Genomic DNA, 18800 nt, shown 5'->3' on the forward strand with positions numbered 1-18800 from the left:
AACACAAGCTGATTTAGAAAGTGCTAGTGATGAATTTGTAAACATAGTAAAAGAACTTCGAGATGTCCAAGGTGTTGTATAGTAGTATTATTTCTTGAGAAAGGCACTTAAAAATCATACCATAATTTGGTCTATATATAAGTTTGTTATTTGTACATACTATAATCAGGATACTTTATTCTAAATAACTGTAGCTTATTTACACTACATCTTCTAAATAACTACAGTAGGTCAAAAGGAGAGCTATTATGCAAGATAAATGTACAAAACCATGCGTAGGATGTCAATGTCATAAAGGAAAAGACCCAAAAGTTAAAAAACATCAAGAACACGTAGATTTCGAGAAAAAATCTGAAGTAAACAATAGTTGGGTTTCTGTAATGCATCAAGATCCATCTACAGATGAACAATCTCATGTACAAGTCAATTACAGACAATATAAGTAAAATAGCTAACTTTGCACCAGATTTACTATAATAATCAATTAAGTTTTAGTCAGGAGAAATGCCAAACTCATTTATTTGGCATTTCTTTTGTTTATAACAATATGTTAAAAATTTTCTATACTATGTTAAAAAAATGTAAAATTAGGAGAAGAAAAAGGAATATCTGCTAATATACATAGTAAGATATATTGATATAAAAATATATCTAAGTAAAAAAATGAAAGGGGAATAGTAAATGGAAGCAAAAAGTCACTCGCATAGGAATAATTCAATAGGAGAAGAACCTCCTTCGTGTCAGAGTATAGAGACACACTCGAAAAATATCAACCTAAATGATTCAAACTGGTACAAAGTAAGCACAACAGAGACATTACACAGACTTAATTCAGACAAGAATGTGGGGTTAAGCGAAGAAGATGTATCTTTTAGAAGGAGTAAATACGGAAAAAACAACTTAACAGAGAGCAAAAAAGAAAGTAAATTGATGAGATTTTTAAAACAATTTAACAATAGCGTGATTTATATACTGTTAGTTGCAGGCGTATTAACTTTATTTATGGGACACATCTCGGACACAGTCGTAATAGGGATAGTAGTACTTGTAAATGCCTTAATAGGTTATATTCAAGAAAATAAAGCAGAAAGTGCAATTTCAAAAATAAAACAGATGTTAGTCGTAAATGCCACCGTTATTAGAAATAGTCAAAGATTAGATATAGACGCAGGGGATTTGGTACCAGGGGACATTGTCTATCTAGAAGCTGGGGATAATGTACCTGCTGACATAAGAATTTTGGAAGCTAATAATTTAAAAATCCAAGAATCTGTATTAACAGGTGAATCAGACTCAGTTCAAAAAGATAAACAAACTCTAATCGGAACACTTACAGTAGCAGACCAGACAAATATGGCATTTGCATCTACAAGCATAACAAATGGAGATATGATAGGAGTTGTAGTTGCGACTGGCGATTATACTCAAATAGGTAAAATAAATAAAAGTATCAACGATGTGAAACAAGAAAAAACACCTCTAATAATTTCAATAAATAATCTAGGAAAATATATATCTTATGCAATAGTATTAGTTGCAGTTTTACTTTTTGGGTTTGGCGTATTATTTGACATCTACGAGATTCCAACACTTTTATTGTCGATAGTGACGATGGTAGTTGGCTCTATTCCAGAAGGATTACCTGCTATAACATCAGTAATTCTTGCGATAGGTGTTCAAAATATGGCACGAAAAAACTCGATAGTAAAAAATCTACCTTCAGTTGAAACACTCGGTTCAGTAAATATCATAGCAACAGACAAAACAGGTACATTGACTAAAAATGAAATGACAATAAAAGATATAGTAACAAAACACCACAATTATATTGTTACAGGAGATGGATATTCTCCAGAAGGGGAAATATTCGAGAGTAAGGGGAAACAAGATTTATTAATTAATAAGTCTAGTGAAAAAATAAGTAGTAAATTAAAGATAGAAGGTGACTTGAAAAAGTTAATATTAATAGGTGCACTTGCAAATGATGCCAAACTAAATCAAGAAAATGACAAATGGGTTATAAATGGAGAACCTACAGACGGATGCTTTTTAACACTTTGTAAAAAGGCAAATTTAGACACATCAAATTTTATTGAAATAAACAAAATACCATTTGATTCTGACTTTAAATACATGGCTAAAATAGTTGATTTAGAAAATAGTAGGTATTTAGTTGTAAAAGGTGCCCCAGATAAATTAATCGACGTAATTAAAAAATCAAATAATAAATTTGATGATATATATTGGCAAAATGAAGTTAGCAAATTAGCTAAAAAGGGAAAACGTGTTGTAGCGGTAGCATATAAAAATCTATCTAAAGATATAACAAAGATACAACACGAATTATTAGATAATGATTTAAACTTAGTTGGTTTAGTGGGAATATTAGACCCGCCAAAAGAATCTGTTATTGATGCAATATTGCAAGCTAGAAATGCAGGCGTAAAAGTAAAGATGATAACAGGGGACCATCCAGAAACAGCCGTACAAATAGCTAGACAAATCAAATTGTCTGATGAAAATAGAGTTATAACAGGTAGTCAGCTCGATAAACTTACAGATAGTGAGCTAAACTCAGTTATAAAAGATTACGACATATTTGCTAGGGCAACGCCTGAAAACAAACTTAGAATAGTTAAAGCATATCAATCAAATAACTTAATAACAGCGATGACAGGCGACGGTGTAAATGATGCACCAGCATTAAAACAAGCCGACATTGGGATATCTATGGGAATCAAAGGTACAGACGTAGCTAAAGAATCTTCAGATATGGTTTTAGCAGATGACAATTTCTCAACAATAGTAGATGCTATAAAAGAAGGTAGACGAGTTTATGACAATATCAAAAAAACTATAAAGTTCTTATTGCCAACTAGTATAGCAGAAGGGTTGATAGTTTTAATAAGTATAATATTAAACAATCCACTTCCACTTGAGCCAGTTCAACTTTTATGGATAAACATGGTATCGGCCATAACTATATCATTTGCGTTTGTATTTGAACCAGCGGAAAATGATATTATGAATAAAAATCCTCGTAAAAAAAGCGATAGTATAATAAAATCACAAGATACAATAAGAATATTATATGTCGCTACTATGATTGCAGTATTAGGATTGATAATAAGCCAACACCTAACATCACTAGGAATATCACAAAACATAGTGAGTACAGTAACGCTTAATATAGTAGTTTTTTGTAAAATATTTTATCTTTTCAATATAAGAACAGACCACAGTGCAATATCAAAAAACTTATTTACAAATAAAGTTGCGTTCTTAGTCGTAGGTATACTTATATCATTGCAGATGGCGATTACCTATATGCCACAAATGCATATTATATTTAGAACTGCATCACTTCAAATTACAGATTGGTTATATCCTTTCTATTGCGGTTTGATATTGTTCTCAATAGTGGAGATTGAGAAGTTTTTGAGTAATACATTAAAAAAAGTTAGATAAACTTTTAAATAAAGATAATGTTTGTGGAAATTACAATTTATATGTAAAATGCTATCACGAAAAGTCTGTAATATTTTTTACAGGCTTTTTTAAATTCTAAGGAAATTAGATATTATCTGGTTTTTAGATAATGTATAATTTCCAAACTATTAACTTAAGCAACGGAATCTCCGATTCGTTGGCGCCATGAGCGAAGTGAATTTTAAGCAATGGACAAAGTCGTTGGCGCCATGAGCGAAGCGAATTTTTAAATTCTAAGGAAATTATAGAAGTATATATTTAATATAGAATCTACCAAGGTGATTTTAATATTTATTGTAATAAGATATAATATAAGGAAGTAAATACTAATATAGTAAATTATATAAAATAAGAAAGAGGTGAAAGTTTGCAAGCAGTGTTTAAAATGACAGACGAAAATAAGGTGTTTTACAAGACTTTAGTTGTATTATGTATTCCAATTATAATCCAAAACTTAATATCGACATTGGTAAATATGGTCGATACTGTTATGGTTGGAAGTTTGGGAGAAGTATCGGTGGCAGCGATAGGGATAGCTAACCAGTATTTCTTTTTATTTAATATGGCATTATCAGGTATTATAGGTGGGGCAGGAATTTTCATGGCCCAATTTTATGGAAAGGGAGACAAAGACAGTATAAAGAAAATAACAGGACTTAGTGTTATTGCAGCGCTAGTTTTAGGAATAGTATTTTTTATATTGGCAGTATTTTTCCCTAATTTAATAATAAACTTTTTCTCTCACGACCCACTAGTTGTCAAACAGGCCAGAGAGTATTTTTTAGTTATAGGATTTTGTTATCCAATTATGGCAGTTAGCTATATTTTTAGTATGGGATCTAGAAGTGTTAGAAATCCTCGTTTAGGAATGGTATGTAGCTCTATATCTCTTGTTATAAATATAGTTTTAAATTATGTCTTTATATTTGGACATTTTGGAGCTCCAGCTTTAGGCGTAAAAGGAGCTGCTGTTGCGACAGTTTCTGCAAGAATTGTTGAATTTATTTTATTAATATTATATGTATATTTTATAAAAGAAGATTATGAACTTAAATTCGGAATCGAAGATATAAAAGGCATAACAAAAGAACTTGCGACAAATGTAATTAAAAAGACTACACCAGTATTTTTAAACGATACATTCTGGGCATTTGGTAGCGTACTTTATTCAGTAGCATATGCAACTGCAGGTACGTCAGCTATGGCAGCTAGCCAAATCGCAAGTACAACAGGAAACTTCTTTATAATGACTGCTGTCTGTATAGCTATCGGTTCGTCAATAATGATGGGTAACGAACTAGGGGCAAACAACATAGATACAGCAATAAAATACTCTAAAAAATTCTCTGTATTAGTTACTATTGCGGGAATTTTATTCGGTGCATTATTAATAGCAGCGACTCCAATATTATTAAAATTATTCAGTGTTTCAGATAATTTAGCTCCAGATATCATAAAGATATTTAAAGTTATGGGAGTACTAATGGCGCTTAGAACGTTTAATACATTTATAGTAATAGGTGTGCTTAGAAGTGGTGGAGATACTAAATACTCATTATTCTTAGAAATGGGATGTATGTGGTTAGTTTCACTTCCAATAACATTCTTTGCTGCATACAAAGGAGTGCCAATTTATATTTTAGTTGCACTTACTTATACTGAAGAAGTTGCAAAATTCATATTCGGAGTGCCGAGAGCGATTTCTAAAAAGTGGGCGAGAAATATAGTAGATAATATTTAAATAAGTGTTGAAAATAATATAAATAATTTGATACATAATAAAAAGCAACTATAGATATATAAGTTATATCTAATAAGTTGCTTTTTTAATTCTAAGGAAATTTAATTCAAAAGATTAATTCCATCTAAAATCATTTTACTTGTAAGTTGTGCGATTTCTTCTGGTGACTCTTTTAGTCCATTCAGTAACCAAGAATCGATTATACCGATGCATCCATATAGTATAAAGTTATAAGAATATGTAAAATGTTCTTCTTTATTAAAATCAAATATATTGATGCATTTTTTAAAGACAATATCTAGTACAAGTTTTTTTAGTTTATTGATAAAAGTGATTTCGCCTGTATCACTTAAAAGCATTGTACAAAAATCAGCATTATCTTTTATAAGTTGAAGTATATCTCTAAGTAGAGGTTCTGGCGAATTTGTAAGATTATTTTCATAGTCAAGGGAGTGTTTGTCTAGTACGTCTTGGAGAGATATAAACAGTGAACTCTCTAATTGCTCAGATAAATCATAAATATCTTTATAATGTAGATAAAAAGTCCCTCTATTTAAATCTGTCAATTCGCAAAGTTCTTTAACAGTTATATCTTTAAGATCTTTTTTCTTTCTAAGTTGTATAAAACCATCTTGAAGTTGTTGTTTTGTTTTTCTTACCCTTCTATCAATTTTTTTCTCCATAACAAATCTCCTTTTATACCCAATTTTATATAATATGTTTATTTTAAGACAATAAGGTTTGTATATGTTGATATTTAAACATGTACGAGACTTATTGATTATTGAAATATAACTATGATGAAATTATAATTTATTTTGAAAAATAAATCAACACGATGTTAATTAAAAGGGGGGCAAATATATGAGGAAGTTTTATGAGGTGATTGTCAATCATAGAAAGACAGTAATCGTTGTGTTTTTCATCAGTGTGGTTATTTGTGCTCTTTGCGGGACTATGGTAAATGTAAATTACGATATGAATGACTACTTGCCAGATGGGACGCATAAACAGTTGCGCTTGATACTATGAATAAAGAGTATGATATGAGTATACCAAATGCCAGAGTTATGATATCAGATGTAAGCATTTCTGAAGCAATTGATATGAAGCAAAAGCTACTCGATATAGATGGCGTAGATGATGTAACTTGGTTAGATGATGTTGTAGATACTTATATACCTTTGGGAACACAAGATAAAGACGTTGTTGAAAATTATTATAAAGATAACAATGCGTTGTTTACAGTAACAGTAGATGAACAAACAAGACTAGAAACAGTAAATGCAATTAGAAAATTAATTGGAGATGAAAATTCAATGTCTGGTTCAGCAGTCAACACAGCAGTAGCGACACAGGCGACAAATAGCGAGATAAAGAAAATTATTCTTTTAGTATTGCCTATTTGTCTAGAAATTTTATGTATAACTTCACACTCATGGATAGAGCCGATATTGTTATTGGGGACAATTGGGGTAGCGATAATATTAAATAAAGGAACAAATTTAATGTTTGGAAGTATTTCATTTGTTACAAATGCAGCAGGTGGAGTATTACAACTAGCCGTATCTATGGACTATTCAATATTTTTATTACACCGATTTGAAGAAATGAGAGCACAAGGGCAAGAGCCAAAAGAAGCTATGATAAATGCTTTATGTAAATCGACAAGTTCGATTTTATCGAGTGGTCTTACAACAATAATTGGATTTGCAGCTCTTATACTTATGAGGTTTAAAATAGGTCCAGATATGGGGATTGCAATGGCAAAAGCTATAACATTGAGTTTAATTACAGTATTTGTATTATTCCCTGTTATACTACTTTATTTTTATCCATTGATTGATAAAACTAGACATAAATATATAGTGCCAGACTTTGAAAAATTCAGCAAAGTAGTGATGAAAGTTATGTTACCTGCAGTAATAGTATTTTTTATCTTGATAGTACCTTGTAATTTGGCACAAAAGATTAATTCATTTTCATACGGCTCATCTAAGCTATTTAGCGAAAATACACAAATAGGTAGAGATACTAAAAAGATTGACAGCATATTTGGAAAATCAAATAATTTAGTTTTGATGGTGCCAAAGGGAGATTTACAAAAGGAAACAGAGCTAAGCGATAAGTTGCATGAAATACCTGAACTATCTAGCATTATTTCATATGTAGATAGTTCAGGTGCTGAAGTTCCTATGATCAATACTTACTCTTGCGGGAGTATTGTTGTGGAAAATCTCAACTCATGGTGTTCTTAGCCAATTGGGACACTTATTAGGTAGGGGAACAGTTTTATCTACTATTATTGTATTATTTGTAATCCCAGGCATGTTGTATATTTTTGATACATTAATAAGAAAGACTACAGTGGGAGCAAATTTTTATGAGGGAAAACCAGAAAAAAAGAAGAGTGAAAAAAGAGAAATAAAAGAAGTAAAAGAAAGCTATTAAAAAAATATTCCCTATATAATAAAAAGACATCTTATTATATAGGGAAGTATATAAGGTTATAAAAATATGATTTATGTATATAATAAAAATTTATGTACGCAAGTTTTAAATTAATGTAATACTGTAACACCATTGAGCATGACTTTGCTCGCTAATTGGGCCATCTCTTGTGGTGATTCTTTAAGACCGCTATTTAGCCATGACTCGATTATACCTATACATCCATAAAGCATAAAGTTAAAGAAATAATCAAAAGTCTCTACCTTTTTAGGTTTACTAAATAGTTCTGTCCAATATTGAAAACATCCATCGCGGATTATGGTTTTTAATTTATTAAAAAATGTCATCTCACCAGTATTACTTAAAAGGCAAGTACAAAAATCGGAGTTTTCTTTTATGATTTCGAATGCTTTACACATAACGGTTTGTGGTGAAGTTTCGCCATCAACTGAATATGAATTTAAAGCCTCTTCGAATTTAAGAATAATTTCATTTTCCATTTGCTCTGATAAATCATATATATCTTTATAATGTAGATAAAAAGTACCTCTGTTTAGATCTGTCAATTCGCAAAGTTCTTTGACAGTGATATCTTTAATACTCTTACTTTTTCTAAGGTGGATAAAACCTTCTTGTAATTGTTGTTTTGTTTTTCTAATTCTTCTGTCAGTTTTTTTCTCCATAATACCCTCCTGAAAAATCAACACATTTAAAAAAAGTGTTGATTTGTATACAAAATAAAATAGTACTGTCTAAATTTAAACAAAATTAAAATCATTGATTATTGAAATTCAACTATTATGAAATTATAATGGATTTTATCATTTAAATCAACACGACGTTAATTAAGGAGGATAATTTATGAGAAAGCTTTATGAGAGTATAGTCAATCATAAAAAAACAGTAATAGTTGCATTTGTTATGGCTATGATTGTTTCTGCAGTTTGCAGTACTATGGTAAATGTCAATTACGACATAAATGATTATTTACCAGATGGGACAGCATCAACAGTGGCTCTTGATACTATGAATGAAGAATACGACATGAGTATCCCTAATGCAAGAGTTATGGTTTCCAATTTGACCGTTGCACAGGCACTTGAGATGAAACAAAAGTTATCAGAAATTGAAGGTGTAGAAGATGTAACTTGGTTAGATGATGTTGTAGATACGGATATACCATTAGAAACAGCTGATAAAGATACTGTAGAAAATTATTATAAAGATAATAAGGCATTATTTACAGTAACAATTAATGAACATACAAGAATTGAGACAGTAAACGCGATTAGAGATTTAATCGGTGACGACAATTCTATGGCAGGGGCAGCAATAAATACAGCTATTGCAGCACAAGCAACAAATAAAGAAGTAAAAAATATAATATTCTTAGTAATACCAATATGTTTAGCAGTTTTATTCTTAACTTCAAGTTCATGGATAGAACCTATATTATTACTAGGGTCAATAGGGGTAGCAATATTACTTAATAAAGGTAGTAACTTAATGTTTGGTACGATTTCATTCGTAACAAATGCAGCCGGTGGTGTACTTCAGTTGGCGGTATCGATGGACTACTCGATATTCTTATTACACCGTTTCCAAGAGATGAGAGAAGAAGGTCAAGCTCCAAAAGAGGCTATGATCAATGCTCTTTGTAAATCGACAGGTTCGATTTTATCAAGTGGACTTACAACAGTAATCGGGTTCGCAGCACTTATACTTATGAGATTTAAAATAGGTCCAGATATGGGTCTTGCAATGGCTAAAGCTATATTCTTAAGTTTAATAACAGTCTTTGTATTATTCCCAGTAGTATTACTATACTGTTATCCACTAATAGATAAAACAAAACATAAATCATTCTTACCTGACTTTGGTAAATTTGGACAATTTGTTACTAAACTTATGGTCCCAGCAGTATTAGTATTTGTATTATTCATAATACCTTGTAACTTAGGTCAAAAAGAGAACTTCTTCTCTTATGGATCATCACAAATATTCAGTACTGATACACAAATAGGTAGAGATACTAAAATAATAGAAGATACTTTTGGAAAATCAAACAACTTAGTTTTAATGGTTCCAAAAGGTGATTTAGAAAAAGAAACTGAATTAAGTAAAAAATTACACGATATGCCAGAGGTTACAAGCATACTTTCTTATGTAGATAATGCTGGGGCTGAGGTACCTATGGATTATGTAGATAATGAAACATTATCTAAATTAATATCAGACAACTACAGTAGATTAGTTCTTACAGTAGATGCTGATTTTGAAGGTGAAAAAACTTTCAACCTTATAGAAGAAATTCGTTCACTAGCTAAATCTTATTATGGAGATAAATATCTTTTAGTAGGTGAAAGTGCAAGTACTTACGATTTAATGGATACTATCACAAAAGACAACGATAGAGTAAATCTTATAGCAATAGGTGCAGTATTTGTAGTATTACTTCTTAGTATGAAATCAATAACTATACCAGTTATATTAGTATTAGCAATAGAAACTGCAATATGGATAAACTTATCAGTGCCATATTTCACAAATGACTTTGTGTTCTATATAGCATACTTAATAATAAGTTCTGTTCAATTGGGGGCGACAGTTGACTACGCGATACTTCTTACAAGTAGATATATGGAAGTTAGAGAGACAGCATCTAAAAAGAAAACTATAGTAGAAACTTTAAGATCTACAACAGTATCAATTATGACATCAGCATCAATACTTACTATTGCTGGTCTTCTACTATGGAAAATATCAACACACGGAATACTTAGCCAATTAGGACATTTATTAGCAAGAGGTACGGCATTATCAACATTAATAGTTCTATTTGTAATTCCGGGAATGTTATATATATTTGATGGATTAATCCAAAAAACAACAGTTGGAGTTAAATTCTTCAATAAAAAAGAAAAAGAATCATACGAAAAAGATGGTTATAAAGGTTTAGAGTTAGACTAAGGTTTTTACCTTAGTTTAACCTAAGATTAAAACGATAAATTTAGTTAATAAAAATAGATTTAAACTTGATAAAATAGGAGAGTGCGTTATATGAAAAATTACAATAAAATCGTTGCAGTTGCGATGGCTGGGGCAATATGTGGTTCTAGTGCATTTACATCAGTTTCATTAGCAGCTACAAAATCAAGTGAAAAGGAAGAAGTAATTTATGCAAATTTAAGTACTTCTGGTGAGATAGAAAAAATATATGCAGTAAACATATTTAAAGATAAAGATATAGTTGACTATGGAAATTACGATGAAGTAAAAAACATGACTTCAAGTGATGAAATAAAATATTCAAATGGAAAAATAACAATAGATAATTCTGGGGACGAATTATACTACCAAGGTATTATGAAATCAAATACTGAAATGCCATGGAATATAAAAGTAAAATATAAATTAGACGGAAAAGAATACAAAGCACAAGATCTTGCTGGTAAAAGCGGTAAATTAGAAATAACAATTTCTATAAAGAAAAACGAAAACTGCAAAAAGAACTTCTTTGAAAACTATGCACTACAAACAGTTCTTCAATTAGATACAAACTTATGTAAAAACATAGAAAGTGAAAGTGCTACTATGGCTAATGTAGGTGGTTTAAAACAACTTACTTATACAATATTACCAGGAAATGAAAAAGAAATAAAAATATCAACATATGTAACTGATTTTGAAATGAGTGGAATCCAAGTAAACGGAATAAACTTAAACTTAGGATTAGATACTGATTCTATAGATACATCAGCTTTAACTGATCAACTTACAACATTACAAGATGCAGTTTCTGAATTAGATAATGGTGCTAACGAATTAAACGACGGTGCTAATCAGTTAAACACTGGAGCAGTTTCTTTAGCAGATGGTATAAAAACTATACAAGATGGATTAAACCAATTAAACTCAAAATCATCAAGCTTAAATAGTGGTTCTAGTGAAGTATTAAGTGCATTAAAAACAATACAATCATCACTTAACAATGTATCAACTTCAGCAGATGATTTAAAACAATTATCAGCAGCATCTACTAGTATAAAAGGTGGAATAGACAGCTTAGTAGGAGGATTACAAACTGTAAACTCTAGTATAAACCAATACAACAGCAGTTTAGCAAATGCTGGATTAAGCAGTGGTGCAGAACTTGCACAAAAAAACCAAGCAGCTTTACAATCTTTAGGAATTACTAGCACTCAAAGAGCATTATACAGTGCTTATACTTCAGGTGGAAACCAAGCTGTAATAAGCAAATTAGCTCAATTATCTCAATCAGGTAATCAAGAAGCTTCAGCATTATATGCACAAGTAACAGCTGGTAATACAGCAGCAGTTACACAATATGTTCAAACAGCAGGTAAATTAATATCTGTAGAAACTTTATTAAAAGCAGATGCAACATATATATCAGGAAGTTCTCAACTTATAAGCGGAATAAGCGCACAAATGAGTACATCTTCTGGTCAAACAACTTTAATGAGTGGTGCATTATCATTACAAAGTAACTACAAAAAATTTGATGAAAGTATACAAGGTTTAGTTTCTTCATTAAATAACTTAATGGCAAACATGACTCAATTAAAAAGCGGAATAAACAAATTAACTGACAACTATGCAGTTTTAGATAGCGGAATAAAAGAATACACAGGAGCAGTAAGCAAAATAACTGATGGATATGGAAAAGTTTATCAAGGGGCTCTTGATTTAGTAAGCGGAACTAACAGCTTATACAAAGGAACAACTGAACTTACTGAAGGAACTGGTGAATTCAAAAAAGAAACATCAGATCTTGATAAAAAAGTAGATGATGAAGTAGAATCTATGATAGAAAGTTTTGCAGGTGGAGATTTTGAAGTAGAATCATTCGTATCTGACAAAAACACAGATGTAGATTCAGTACAATTCGTAATAAAAACTGAAGATATTAAAAAACAAGAAGTTAAAGCAGTAGAAGAAAAAACTGAAGAACTTAACTTCTGGCAAAAATTATTAAACTTATTCCGTAAATAGGTTTAATAACAAGATAAAAATTTAATAACTTTAATAATAAATTAAATAAACCTAATAAAAAAGCTCTTATAAGTAATGATACTTGTAAGAGCTTTTCTTATATAGGAAATTATATTATAAAGCAATTAAAATATTTGTATAACTTTAATGAGTTATAATTTTAATAAATGGTCTAAATTACTTTAATCTAGATTATTTTAGTCTAAATTATTTTATAGTTAAATAGTCACCATAAACATATCCTACTTTGTCAGTATTTCCGTCTTTATCTTTATATTGTACTTTGTACCAACCATCAGTAGCTTTACCTAATATAGTAATTGTATCGTTTGTATATAATACACCAACTTCTTTAGATTTAGTGTTAGCAGATTCTCTTATAAATACTGCATGAACAGCTACACCAGTTGCTGGATATTTAACTTCAGGAGTAGTAGGTGTATCAGTAGTAGATTTTACAGTAACATATTGAGCAGCTACATAGCCATAACCTTTATTATATTTTATTTTATACCAAGCGTTGTTAGTAGTTTTAGCAACTATTTCAACTTTAGCACCTTTTTTAACGCTACCTATTTGTTTAGAAGAAGTAGAAGCAGAAGCTCTTACTTTAAGGTTGTAGTTAGGAGTACCAGTTGCAGTATAAGCAGTTTCACCAGTAGTAGGAGTAGTTGCTGTACTAGAACCTACAGTAACATATTGAGCAGCTATATAGCCATAACCGTTATTGTATTTTATTTTATACCAAGCATTGTTAGTAGTTTTAGCAACTATTTCAACTTTAGCGCCTTTTTTAACGCTACCTATTTGTTTAGAAGAAGTAGAAGCAGCAGCTCTTACTTTTAAGTTGTATTTAGGAGTACCAGTAGCAGTATATTCAGTTTCGCCAGTAGTAGGAGTAGTTGGTGTACTAGAACCTATAGTAACATAAGAACCAGAAACATATCCGAAATCTTTATTGTATTTTATTTTATACCAACCATTAGAAGTTTTAGCTACTATGTCGACTTTAGCACCTTTCTTTAATGAGCCTAATTTATCATAAGAAGTACCGGCACCTTTTCTTACATTAAGGCTATTTTTAGTAGTACCAGTAGCAGTATAAGCTGTTTCAGTAGTTTCTTCTTGTGTAGTAGAAGTTTTTACATAAGAACCAGAGATATAACCATAACCTCCGTTATATTTTATTTTATACCAACCATTAGAAACTTTAGCAACTATATCTACTTTAGCATTTTTACCTAAAGTACCTAATTTAGTTGCTGAAGCAGATGGAAATTTTCTAACATTAAGACTTGTTGTTGTAGTTCCTGTAGCAGTGTATTCTGTTTCAGTTGTCGTTACATCAGAGTCTTTAACAGTTATATAATCTTTATAAGAATATCCATAACTATTTTTATATTTTATTTTGTACCAACCATTAGAAGATTTCGCAACGATATCTACTTTAGAACCTTTAGTTAAAATAGTTATTTTACCATAACTAGTACCAGGTCCTTTTCTTAAAAATACATTACTATTTACTGTACCAGTAGCAGTCATTGCTGTATCTTTTATTGTTGCAGCATAAACTACGTCTACAGAATTTAAGTTACTGTAATTTGGTAAAGTCGCTATTGACATGCTTCCAGCACAAACGATAGATGCTAGACCAGTTACCATTACTTTTTGAAAATTATTTTTCATATTAAATACCCCCAATAGTTTTTAATTTAGTCTTACGATTTGACGCATACTTTTAAATATTTTTCAAATTACTAATGTTGCTTTAAAATCTTTATTTAAGATTTCTTATTTTCTTTACAACAACTCCATTATAGCATCATAAGTGATTAATGATTAGAAAAAATATATATTGTAATCAAATAGTAATAAAATTAATAAATAGTAACAATTAGTAACAAAAATGCGAAATAAGATGTATTTTGTAGACAATATTGTAATCAAATAGTAATAAATAAAAAGAAGGAAGAAATTTGTCTACACAAATTTTTAAAGCTGTCATAAGATTGTCAGAAGTTTTTATTAAGATATAAATAGAAAATTAATTATAGAGGTGTAAATATGAGTATATTAAAAGCTGAAAATTTGATAAAAATATATGGTCAAGATGAAAATGAAGTAAAAGCATTAGACAATATAAGTTTAGAAGTAGAACAAGGAGAATTTGTTGCAATCGTTGGGAGTTCTGGTAGTGGTAAATCAACTCTTTTGAATATGTTAGGAGGCTTAGATAAGCTGACTAGTGGGGATGTATATATAAATAATAAGAAATTAGGCGATATGAAAGATGAAGAACTTACTATATTTAGACGAAGAAATATAGGATTTATATTTCAAAACTATAATTTAGTCCCAATTTTAAATGTATATGAAAATATAGTTTTACCGATTGAGTTAGATGGAGTTAAAATTGATGAAGCTTATATAGATTCAATAGTAAATACGCTTGGACTAAATCAAAAATTAACAAATATGCCGAATAATTTGTCGGGAGGACAACAACAGCGTGTTGCCATAGCTAGAGCAATTGCGACAAAACCAGCGATAATTTTGGCAGATGAGCCAACAGGAAACTTAGACAGCAAGACAGGAATGGATGTTATTGGCCTTTTGAAGATGACTAGTCAAAAATTCAACCAAACTATTGTTATGATCACTCATAATGAAGAAATCGCTCAACTTGCAGATAGGATTATAAGAATCGAAGATGGAAAGATTGCAAGAGGTGACGATTAATGAAATTTGAAAACAATAATAAAGAAATAATAAAAAAAATTACAAATAGGTCGCTTAAATCAAATAAAACTAGAAATATTTTTGTAATTATAGCGATAGTTTTGACAACTTTTATGTTGGCATGTGTTTTTACCTTGGGGATAAGTTTTAATAAAAATTATCAACTTATGAACCTAAGAGATGCAGGTAGCACAGCAAATGCTTGTTTAAATAATCCAACAGAAAAACAAATTTCACAAATCAAAGATTTAAATATAACAGATAGTATAGGAAAAGAGATTACAGTCGGAAATGTTAATTCAAATAAACTAAAAAATAATGATTCAAAAATATATCTTGAATATATAGACAAAGAAGCTTGGGAAAAACAAATTTCACCAGTAGTTGGAGATATAAAAGGTAATTATCCAGATAAAGAAAATGAAATTATGTTATCGCAATCTGTAATAGATTTATTAAAATTAAAAGATATAAAGCCGGGTGATAAAGTAATATTAAACTGCAATATAAATAAAAAGACAGAATCGATAGAATTTGTAGTAAGCGGTACTTATACAGATTATTCAATGGAAAAAAGAAATGATATAGATAAATTATCATATGTCTCAAATAAATTTGTTAAAAAACATAACTTATCATTAGAAAAAAACGGAATACTTACTATTGATATAAAGGACAGCAAAAAAGAGAATGCAGAAAATATATTAAAATCAGGTGTAGATTTAAATAAAAACCAATCATTTGTAACTTTATATGAACAATCAAATTCTGAAGAAAATGCTAAAATTACGTCTTTAGCTATAGTAGTAATAGTCAGCTTTTTTATGATTTTAAGCGGATATTTATTAATTTACAATATATTATATATTGCTATAACAAAAGATATACAATTTTATGGAATGTTAAAAACAATAGGTGCATCACCAAAACAAATTAAAAAAATTGTAAAAGGACAGGGCTTGAGACTTTCATTAATAGGAATTCCAATAGGTATAATCTTAGCAGTAATAGTATCATTTTTAATAGTACCGTCAGTATTAGAGGGATTTAGTGCAGGGACTTATTACGCAGATATGTTGCCAACAAAGGCACATTTTACACCAGTAGTATTTATAGGAACAATACTATTTTCACTACTTACAGTTTGGATAAGTTGTATAAAACCAGCTAAAATAGCGAGCAAAATTTCTCCAACAGAAGCGCTTAACTATACGGGCAAAAAAAGTAAAAAACAAAAGAAAGACAGAAAATCTACTAATGGTGGCAAGTTGTATAAGATGGCTTGGTATAATGTATTTAGAGACAAAAAGCGAGCTTTATTAGTATTTTTATCATTATTTGTAGGTATAATTACTTACTTAAGTGTAAATACATTTACAAGCAGTTTAGGTTTAGAAAATTATCTTAGAGAATACTATCCACATGATTTTGAAATAGTAGATTTAAATTCAAAGAGTAGTGATAAATTAGACAAAACTATTGATGAAATCAAAAATATAGAAGGGGTTACATCAGTAAATGCAGTAAAATTTGATAGATTAAAAATGGATTTTAATAAAAATGTGATTATGCCTGCTTTAGAAAATTCATATAAATTATATGGAGATCCTGATACTTATAAGCAAAATTTAAATAAATATATACAAAAAATAGAGAAAAATCCATCTAAACTAGAAACTGCAACTGCATTTATAGATAAAGATACTATAGAAAAAATAAATAAAGCAGAAGGCGGAAAAATAGACACAAAAGCATTTAATGAAGGTAAATTAATACTTGTGGATAACTTTTTCTATGACAATAATAAAAACTACGACTTTTCAGATGAAAAATTGACATTTAGAAATAATAAAAATGAAAAAATAATTTCGGCAAATATACAACTATTATCAAGCAATAAAGGTATAGTAAAGTTTATCGAGGATAATGAAGTTGGAGTACCATATATATATATGAGCGAATCTCTTATAAATAAATTTAAAAATGATAAAATGACGCTTTTGGCGACAATAGACTGCAAAAAAGAATATAGCAAGATTATAAAAAAGAAATTAGAAGATACAAAATACAGCACATATGTAAATGCAAAAATAGATGGAGCTGAAAACTTTACACAAAGTAAAATTATGATGAATGTAGTAGGCGGGGGAGTATCATTGATATTTATATTTATAGGCTTGCTTAATTTTATCAACGTCATGGTCACAAATGTCAGTACAAGACTTAGAGAACTTGCTATAATGGAAAGTGTAGGAATGACGAAAAAACAAATTAAAAAAATGCTTACATTTGAAGGATTATATTATGCACTAATAACATTGTGCATGATATTTACACTCGGCATAGGAATAATATATATAATAGCTATGTTGACGGCAAACTTAGCTGATTATGCCAAATTTATTTTCCCAACGAGTCAATTGATTTTTTTAGTCATAATTATAATTTTAGTTTGCACAATAACACCGGGCATAGTATATAAATACAGCTCAAATAAAAGTGTTATAGAAAGACTAAGAGAAATAAATAACTAAAATATGCTGTGGCTTGTAATAATATATTTATTACAAGCCTTAGTTTGCTGTATTAGGAGGGTTTTATGAGAAATATTTTAATTATTGAAGACGACAAAATCTTAAATAAAGGAGTTGCATTTGCTTTAAAAAAAGAGGGGTATAATGTTATAAGTGCATATACAAAACAAGAAGGCAAAACAGCAGTAGATAATAATGAAATTGATTTTTTATTATTAGATATTACCTTACCAGATGGTAGTGGGCTTGATTTATGTAAAGAAATAAAAACAAAAATAAACTTTCCAATTGTATTTTTTACAGCAAATGATACAGAAGAAGATATGATAAAGGGATTTGAATGTGGTTGTGATGATTATATATCAAAGCCATTTTCAGTAGAAGTTTTAAAATTTAAAATAAATGCTATATTAAAAAGAAGTGATATAGTAGAGAAAAAAATATTTATATATAGAGATTTAAAGATGGATTATGATGCAAAGAGAGTTTATAAAAATGATAAAGAAGTTAAATTAAGTGCTACGGAATATAAATTACTTGAGATTCTTTGTAAAAATAAAGGTAGAGCAATGACAAAACAAATACTATTAGATAAACTTTGGGACTATAATGGAAATTATGTAGATGACAACACATTATCAGTAAATATAAGAAGACTGCGCAGAAAGATTGAAGACGACCCTAAAAACCCACAATATATAATTACTTTATTTGGGATAGGGTATATAATCGGAGAATAAATTATGATAAGAAAATCAAAAATTAATAATGAATGTAACTGTTCAAAAGAAAGAACAGGAAAAGTTCTTCAATCAATAGGAGAAAAAGAA

Annotated in this window: 13 protein-coding genes; 10 read left to right on the forward strand and 3 right to left on the reverse strand. The window is 29.6% G+C overall.

Features of this window, described 5'->3' with window-relative positions; genetic code table 11:
- Positions 1-248: 248 nt before the first annotated feature.
- From I4U58_RS06140 to I4U58_RS06150, 3 genes are all read left to right on the forward strand, one after another.
- A complete protein-coding gene (locus I4U58_RS06140; RefSeq protein ID WP_195930151.1) occupies positions 249-446 on the forward strand; it encodes a hypothetical protein in 198 nt (65 codons plus the stop codon).
- 235 nt (positions 447-681) lie between these two features.
- The gene (locus I4U58_RS06145) at positions 682-3468 is read left to right on the forward strand and encodes an HAD-IC family P-type ATPase (RefSeq protein WP_195930152.1); all 2787 of its coding nucleotides are present in this window, start codon (positions 682-684) and stop codon (positions 3466-3468) included.
- Positions 3469-3865: 397 nt separating this feature from the next.
- Positions 3866-5230: an MATE family efflux transporter gene (locus I4U58_RS06150; protein WP_295574156.1), complete on the forward strand. Its 1365-nt coding sequence runs from the start codon at positions 3866-3868 to the stop codon at positions 5228-5230.
- 101 nt (positions 5231-5331) lie between these two features.
- Here I4U58_RS06150 and I4U58_RS06155 read toward each other — a convergent pair whose 3' ends face one another.
- Complete coding sequence (locus tag I4U58_RS06155; RefSeq protein WP_195930154.1) at positions 5332-5913, reverse strand: TetR/AcrR family transcriptional regulator; 582 nt, start codon at positions 5911-5913, stop codon at positions 5332-5334.
- 363 nt (positions 5914-6276) lie between these two features.
- Here I4U58_RS06155 and I4U58_RS06160 point away from each other — a divergent pair, with 363 nt between their 5' ends.
- Complete coding sequence (locus I4U58_RS06160; RefSeq protein ID WP_243269571.1) at positions 6277-7488, forward strand: MMPL family transporter; 1212 nt, start codon at positions 6277-6279, stop codon at positions 7486-7488.
- A complete protein-coding gene (locus I4U58_RS14105; protein WP_243269572.1) occupies positions 7457-7681 on the forward strand; it encodes a hypothetical protein in 225 nt (74 codons plus the stop codon). Before I4U58_RS06160 ends, I4U58_RS14105 begins: the two co-directional genes overlap by 32 nt.
- A gap of 110 nt (positions 7682-7791) precedes the next feature.
- On the opposite strand, the gene I4U58_RS06165 is transcribed toward I4U58_RS14105, so the two are convergent.
- Positions 7792-8364, reverse strand: a complete 573-nt coding sequence (locus I4U58_RS06165; protein WP_195930155.1) for a TetR/AcrR family transcriptional regulator — start codon at positions 8362-8364, stop codon at positions 7792-7794.
- Between the two features lie 178 nt (positions 8365-8542).
- Between I4U58_RS06165 and I4U58_RS06170 the strand changes: the two genes are divergently transcribed.
- Both I4U58_RS06170 and I4U58_RS06175 read left to right on the forward strand, forming a co-directional pair.
- Positions 8543-10651 carry an MMPL family transporter gene (locus tag I4U58_RS06170; RefSeq protein ID WP_195930156.1) on the forward strand — a complete coding sequence of 703 codons (2109 nt, stop codon included), beginning with the start codon at positions 8543-8545 and terminating at the stop codon, positions 10649-10651.
- Positions 10652-10741: 90 nt separating this feature from the next.
- Positions 10742-12697: a hypothetical protein gene (locus I4U58_RS06175; protein ID WP_195930157.1), complete on the forward strand. Its 1956-nt coding sequence runs from the start codon at positions 10742-10744 to the stop codon at positions 12695-12697.
- A 207-nt stretch (positions 12698-12904) separates the two neighbouring features.
- On the opposite strand, the gene I4U58_RS06180 is transcribed toward I4U58_RS06175, so the two are convergent.
- Positions 12905-14383: an SH3 domain-containing protein gene (locus I4U58_RS06180; protein WP_195930158.1), complete on the reverse strand. Its 1479-nt coding sequence runs from the start codon at positions 14381-14383 to the stop codon at positions 12905-12907.
- A gap of 378 nt (positions 14384-14761) precedes the next feature.
- On the opposite strand from I4U58_RS06180, the gene I4U58_RS06185 reads away from it, so the two are divergent.
- From I4U58_RS06185 to I4U58_RS06195, 3 genes are all read left to right on the forward strand, one after another.
- The gene (locus I4U58_RS06185; RefSeq protein ID WP_195930159.1) at positions 14762-15436 is read left to right on the forward strand and encodes an ABC transporter ATP-binding protein; all 675 of its coding nucleotides are present in this window, start codon (positions 14762-14764) and stop codon (positions 15434-15436) included.
- Positions 15436-17970: an ABC transporter permease gene (locus I4U58_RS06190; RefSeq protein WP_195930160.1), complete on the forward strand. Its 2535-nt coding sequence runs from the start codon at positions 15436-15438 to the stop codon at positions 17968-17970. The genes I4U58_RS06185 and I4U58_RS06190 overlap by 1 nt, the downstream gene beginning before the upstream one ends.
- Before the next feature lie 65 nt (positions 17971-18035).
- Complete coding sequence (locus tag I4U58_RS06195) at positions 18036-18710, forward strand: response regulator transcription factor (protein WP_195930161.1); 675 nt, start codon at positions 18036-18038, stop codon at positions 18708-18710.
- Positions 18711-18800: the final 90 nt, after the last annotated feature.

Origin of the sequence: Clostridium sp. 1001270J_160509_D11, assembly GCF_015667935.1 — a bacterium.
Classification (GTDB): domain Bacteria; phylum Bacillota; class Clostridia; order Peptostreptococcales; family Peptostreptococcaceae; genus Intestinibacter.

Coding starts and splice junctions, on each gene's coding strand:
- I4U58_RS06195 (WP_195930161.1), top strand. CDS start 18,036: ATGAGAAATATTTTAATTATTGAAGACGACAAAATCTTAAATAAAGGA.
- I4U58_RS06190 (WP_195930160.1), top strand. CDS start 15,436: ATGAAATTTGAAAACAATAATAAAGAAATAATAAAAAAAATTACAAAT.
- I4U58_RS06160 (WP_243269571.1), top strand. CDS start 6,277: ATGAGTATACCAAATGCCAGAGTTATGATATCAGATGTAAGCATTTCT.
- I4U58_RS06175 (WP_195930157.1), top strand. CDS start 10,742: ATGAAAAATTACAATAAAATCGTTGCAGTTGCGATGGCTGGGGCAATA.
- I4U58_RS06170 (WP_195930156.1), top strand. CDS start 8,543: ATGAGAAAGCTTTATGAGAGTATAGTCAATCATAAAAAAACAGTAATA.
- I4U58_RS06140 (WP_195930151.1), top strand. CDS start 249: ATGCAAGATAAATGTACAAAACCATGCGTAGGATGTCAATGTCATAAA.
- I4U58_RS06185 (WP_195930159.1), top strand. CDS start 14,762: ATGAGTATATTAAAAGCTGAAAATTTGATAAAAATATATGGTCAAGAT.
- I4U58_RS06180 (WP_195930158.1), bottom strand. CDS start 14,383: ATGAAAAATAATTTTCAAAAAGTAATGGTAACTGGTCTAGCATCTATC.
- I4U58_RS06145 (WP_195930152.1), top strand. CDS start 682: ATGGAAGCAAAAAGTCACTCGCATAGGAATAATTCAATAGGAGAAGAA.
- I4U58_RS06155 (WP_195930154.1), bottom strand. CDS start 5,913: ATGGAGAAAAAAATTGATAGAAGGGTAAGAAAAACAAAACAACAACTT.
- I4U58_RS06165 (WP_195930155.1), bottom strand. CDS start 8,364: ATGGAGAAAAAAACTGACAGAAGAATTAGAAAAACAAAACAACAATTA.